Below are 4,793 nucleotides of genomic sequence, written 5' to 3'. Positions count from 1 at the left end.
ACGTCATGCGCAGGAAATTTTTTAATTTCTTTGAGGACGTTCCTTTCAATAAGAACATCATAGTTCATTATCAATTTCCTCAAGTGTAATAAATTCGGTTTCCCCACGCCCATCCCGTATAAGAAAGTCTTTTATTACTGCTATCTCTGTTTCATCGGGGAACACTTCACCCATAAGGAGTAAAGTCTCCACGTGTTCAAGTCTTCTTAAAACCTCATCCAGTTTTACACTGTTATTTTCGATAGATGAACTCATATATATAAATCTAAGTTCATGTTAGATAAATTTTGTGAACAGCCGCCAGGCCGGAGCGTAAGCAGTTGATAAGAAAGATAACAGTTGGCCTGACTATCATCTCGCCAGGTGTGGGTGCACAGGGCGGCAGTGCCAGCGATACTATCCGGGCCGGGGCTGATTATGTGATTGTGGGACGGAGTATCTACCAGTCAGACGACCCGGCGGCGGGCGCAAAGCAGATAGCGGATGAAATATTATCTGTATTGTAAAAGCATGTGTCAATGATGAATAAGCCTTTACTGAACTGATGAAGAACCCTATGAGTACTGAGACACATATAATTCCTAATCTTGGGTTGGCTATTACTACCCATTGTTAATATTTTGCTAAACTGCCACTTGACAGATAGGCTTCCACTCTTATCACTTTGCATTCTTTGCGATGAAGTTTTTAATAAAAATTATATTTTAATAGATATGATACTACTTTCTCCGCCAACAACCAGCCGAACATGAATCCCCAGCCTCCCACGGTAGATAATGAGGTCCGGGCATTGACTCCCATGTCTCCACAGGGTACTATAAAAGTGCCTGCCAGCCCCCAGACCACAGGAGCGAGTGGGAGCAGAACGGGACGGGCACCCAGGCAGAGTGAAGGCGAGAGTGGGGGGCGGCGGGAAAGCCGAAGAATGTATGCTTTATTAAAAGTAAATAAGTCATAAATCATCTACAGTGCGGATATCGACTAATGATTTAGCTTTCTCGATCATTTCCTTATCCAATGTAATGAGGGGGACATTAAACTCTTTAGCTGTTTGTATTACAATAGCATCCATTCCCCTTACTCCAAGATTCATTGCAATCTCAGATGCATCACTCGCCCTGATTGATTCAAGGTCTGTAAAATTTATGGTATCTATGGCCAAAAAATCATTTTTCACTCTTTTAGCAAGTTCTGTAGAACCTGTTCTTCGTTTTATAGCAGCAACAACTTCAATTAAAACAATATAAGGTTCTATGGCAATATGATTTCCATCTTTTACTTTTTCCAGCAAATTTTTTGCAGCTTCATGATGGACTTCTTGCTTTCTCAAGGCTGCTACAATCACGGAACTATCTATACAAATGTTCACTGATTCACCATGTTTTTTCTCTTTGTGATTTTATTTCATCTGTAGCTGAAACTTCAGTCCATTTCTCCGAGATTTGGTCTGATACACTCATTAAATCATCCCATGCCATATTGGATTTTTGTTTATCTGACTCCAGGCCAACTATTATTTTTTTTATTTCAACAATTTCATGGGACATATAATCCAAATGCTTTTTGATTGCTCCGATACTTTCCAATAGAATCACCTGGTTTGATTTAAATTAACTTTGATAATTCTATTAACACGAAATGTTATAAAGATGTTCCAACTCAAATTATGTAAACATTTTTGTTCAAATAATGTTATTTTATATTTTAATAGCTATATATGTGCATAATAATTGCCAAAAAGCGCCTACTAGCCCCCACACCACAAGGCGAGTGGAGCAGAGCGGGACGGGCACCAGGCGCAAAGCAAATGGCGGATGAGATATTATCTTTATTGTAAATGTTCTTTAAGAGCATGTGTCAATAATGAAAAAGTCTTTACTGAACTGATGAAGAACCCTATGAGTACTGAGACACATGAAACTACGGGATGACAAATAAGTCATCCTCCGGCCCTGGCACCCATATCTAATAACAGAAGGTTGCAGCCATTATTTTATCCGATAAACTTAAATTTGTTGAATTATAAGTATATAATCGTAATGAAATTCATAAACAGAACTCGCGAATTGGAGTTCTTGCAAAGAAAGTACAACTCAAAAGAAGCCGAACTTATCATCATATACGGCCGGCGGAGAATCGGGAAAACCGAACTTTTAAATGAATTCTCCAAAGAAAAACCTGTTCTTTTTTTTCTTGGCAGGGCAGAATCAAAAGAAGATACCCTGCGAAGGTTAAATTTAATGGTAATGGAATTCTTCAACGACATCACACTTGCACGGTCACCGCTATCAAACTGGGATGATTTTTATATTTACATGACCGAGAACAGCAATGATAGAGTCGTTCTGGTCTTTGACGAATTCCCGTTCATAGTGGATAAATTCCCTGAGATCCTTTCAGTGCTCCAGGATAATTGGGATTCCAGATTGATAAACACCAAATTAATGCTTGTACTATGCGGCTCTTCCATCAGCATGATGGAAAAATATACACTGGATTATAAAAGCCCTATTTATGGAAAACGGACCGGACAGTGGATGGTAGACCGCCTCGATGTAGTTCATCTGAAAGAATTATTCCCAAAGTACACCTTCGAAGACCTCTTAACCCTTTATTCTGTCATAGATACCATACCAGGATATGTCGTCAAGTTTGACTGTAACCTGCCGGTATGGAAGAATATAGAAACAAAGATCCTTGCAAAAGGCGAGTTTTTGTATGAAGAAGTTGAGATACTGCTGCGGGAAGAATTCAGGGACCCTTCCAATTATATGTCCATACTGTCCGCAGTTGCAGGCGGGCTGACACGTTTTAATGAGATATACAACAAGACAGGGCTGGATAAAAGTCTTCTGTCAAAATACCTTTCCATACTTGAAAAAATAGGTATAATTGAAAAAAATCAACCCCCCACGTTGAATTTCAAGCGAAAATTAAAAGCAATTGGTGCCAGGTATTCCATCAATGATAATTTCTTTGATTTTTGGTTCAGGTTTGTTTATACCAATCTAACAGAATTGGAAAGGGGGAATTCCGGTTCAGTTGTTAACACAATACAAAGCGAATTTCCGATGTATCTCGGGAACAAATTTGAGCGTATTGTAATGGAACTCATTTTACATTTTGACATTTTCAATTATTCAAGGATTGGAAAATGGTGGCACAAGGATATCGAGATCGATATTGTGGCAATAAATGAAAATACGAATGAAATCCTCTTTTGTGAATGTAAATGGCAAAACAGAAAAACAAATGTTAATATCTTAACGGAATTAATGGATAAAGCAAAACATGTAAACTGGAACAACGACCTGAGAAAAGAATATTATATGGCTGCTTCCAAATCAGGTTTTACCAAAGAGGCAAAGATATTCGCCAAACAGAATAATTTTATTCTCTTGTCATCGGAAAATATTGAAGCAAGGATATAACTGGAAAAACCCTATATTTTTATACTGGTCATTCAAATTGTTTTCACAAATGTTTAATCTACGCCTCCTGCTAATAGCCATCGTAATAATACTTATTCCGCAAACAGTCAGTGCCATCACCATTCACGGTACCGTGTATGAGTGGTCTACCTTCGAGCCTCTGGATAATGCCCTGGTCGAAGTTAACTCCACACCCACCCAGTTCAGGGTAGCGGCTTCGGGTGTATATTCCTTTAACCTGGAGCCAGGGGATTACCTTATTAAAACCAGTTACTATCAAAACGATACCCTGGTGTATTATGGTGAAGATACACTGACAGTGACTGACCACGAAGGGAACTATGTGTTCGATATCCTGATGTTCCCTTTGTATGAGGAGTTAGAAGAACTCCCTGATGAAGATATTGGCAATGTCACCTATGATGTTGAAGATAATATCCTGCCCGGATTTGACTGGACCTATACTGCTGTCGCGTTATTAATATTGATGATAATGATTGCTGCTGCATATTATCATTACAAAAGGAGTGATGGACTGGAAGATGAGTCTGAGCCAGCAGAACCAATAGAACCGGGAGAATCGATAAAATCGATAGAACCGAAAAAATCAGCAGAATCGGCAGAACCCGTACCTGGAGTTCATATTGAAAATGATTATCCCAATGACCGGGGACCTGCACCCGATATTGATAAGCTTCCCGATGACCTGAAAGAGATTATCGATATACTGGAGAAGTTGGGAGGCAGGATGACCCAGATAGACCTGAGGGGCAGGTTGAATTGTTCTGAGGCAAAGGTGAGCCTGATGATAACCGACCTTGAGGACAGGGGACTGGTACACAGGGTCAAAAAGGGGCGGGGGAATATTATACTGCTAAGATCCACGGAATGAGCTATAAGCATAATATTATATACAGATTATAATATGAACAATGTTTTATAAATAAATTATAATATACTATACTCATTATGGACTGGATATTACACATTATTTTCGGTCTCACAATTACTAGACTGGTTAATATATAAACCACCCGCAGAAGTGGGAAAAGCACCGCAACATTATCATAACAATAGCAATCGCTGCAAGCCTTTTCCCTGACCTGGACCTCCTCACAACTCACCGAAGTGAGATACATGCCCCGCTGGTGCTGACGGCACTGGCAGGTGTCACAGGTCTGGTATATCCCATATCCTTCAGGCCGCTACTGGCAGGTCTCCTGAGCCACAGCTTGCTGGACATATTCCTGTTTGACAACTCAAACTTGACTTTCAAAGAAAAGCAAATTGACCTCTAATTTTCATTGAAAACCGTTAGCCATTGGACATGTTGCCGCCTAAAACAATGTATGGCCTAACTAT

Annotated in this window: 7 protein-coding genes and 1 pseudogene; 4 read left to right on the top strand and 4 right to left on the bottom strand. The window is 39.7% G+C overall.

The window, feature by feature from the left end:
• Window positions 1-57 precede the first annotated feature (57 nt).
• Window positions 58-255, bottom strand: coding sequence for a hypothetical protein (locus tag HF974_03410; protein ID MBC2697386.1), 198 nt, complete (start codon window positions 253-255; stop codon window positions 58-60).
• 29 nt (window positions 256-284) lie between these two features.
• Here HF974_03410 and HF974_03405 point away from each other — a divergent pair.
• Window positions 285-506 (top strand): annotated as a pseudogene (locus tag HF974_03405) (orotidine-5'-phosphate decarboxylase).
• Window positions 507-748: 242 nt separating this feature from the next.
• Complete coding sequence (locus tag HF974_03400) at window positions 749-958, top strand: hypothetical protein (protein MBC2697385.1); 210 nt, start codon at window positions 749-751, stop codon at window positions 956-958.
• On the opposite strand, the gene HF974_03395 is transcribed toward HF974_03400, so the two are convergent.
• A complete protein-coding gene (locus HF974_03395; protein ID MBC2697384.1) occupies window positions 953-1,330 on the bottom strand; it encodes a type II toxin-antitoxin system VapC family toxin in 378 nt (125 codons plus the stop codon). The two genes, HF974_03400 and HF974_03395, sit on opposite strands and share 6 nt — an antisense overlap.
• Window positions 1,331-1,373: 43 nt before the next feature.
• Window positions 1,374-1,586, bottom strand: coding sequence for a hypothetical protein (locus tag HF974_03390; GenBank protein MBC2697383.1), 213 nt, complete (start codon window positions 1,584-1,586; stop codon window positions 1,374-1,376).
• A 453-nt stretch (window positions 1,587-2,039) separates the two neighbouring features.
• On the opposite strand from HF974_03390, the gene HF974_03385 reads away from it, so the two are divergent.
• Window positions 2,040-3,431: an ATP-binding protein gene (locus HF974_03385; GenBank protein MBC2697382.1), complete on the top strand. Its 1,392-nt coding sequence runs from the start codon at window positions 2,040-2,042 to the stop codon at window positions 3,429-3,431.
• Between the two features lie 49 nt (window positions 3,432-3,480).
• Window positions 3,481-4,323 (top strand): hypothetical protein, encoded by an 843-nt coding sequence (locus HF974_03380; GenBank protein MBC2697381.1) that lies wholly within the window; start codon window positions 3,481-3,483, stop codon window positions 4,321-4,323.
• A 228-nt stretch (window positions 4,324-4,551) separates the two neighbouring features.
• Here the strand turns inward: HF974_03380 and HF974_03375 are convergent, their stop codons facing one another.
• Window positions 4,552-4,707: a hypothetical protein gene (locus tag HF974_03375; GenBank protein ID MBC2697380.1), complete on the bottom strand. Its 156-nt coding sequence runs from the start codon at window positions 4,705-4,707 to the stop codon at window positions 4,552-4,554.
• Window positions 4,708-4,793 lie beyond the last annotated feature (86 nt).

This window comes from ANME-2 cluster archaeon (assembly GCA_014237145.1).
Classification (GTDB): Archaea; Halobacteriota; Methanosarcinia; order Methanosarcinales; family Methanocomedenaceae; genus Methanocomedens_A.
Note: the sequence above shows the minus strand (reverse complement) of the source record. Positions and strands in the feature narration are given on the sequence as shown.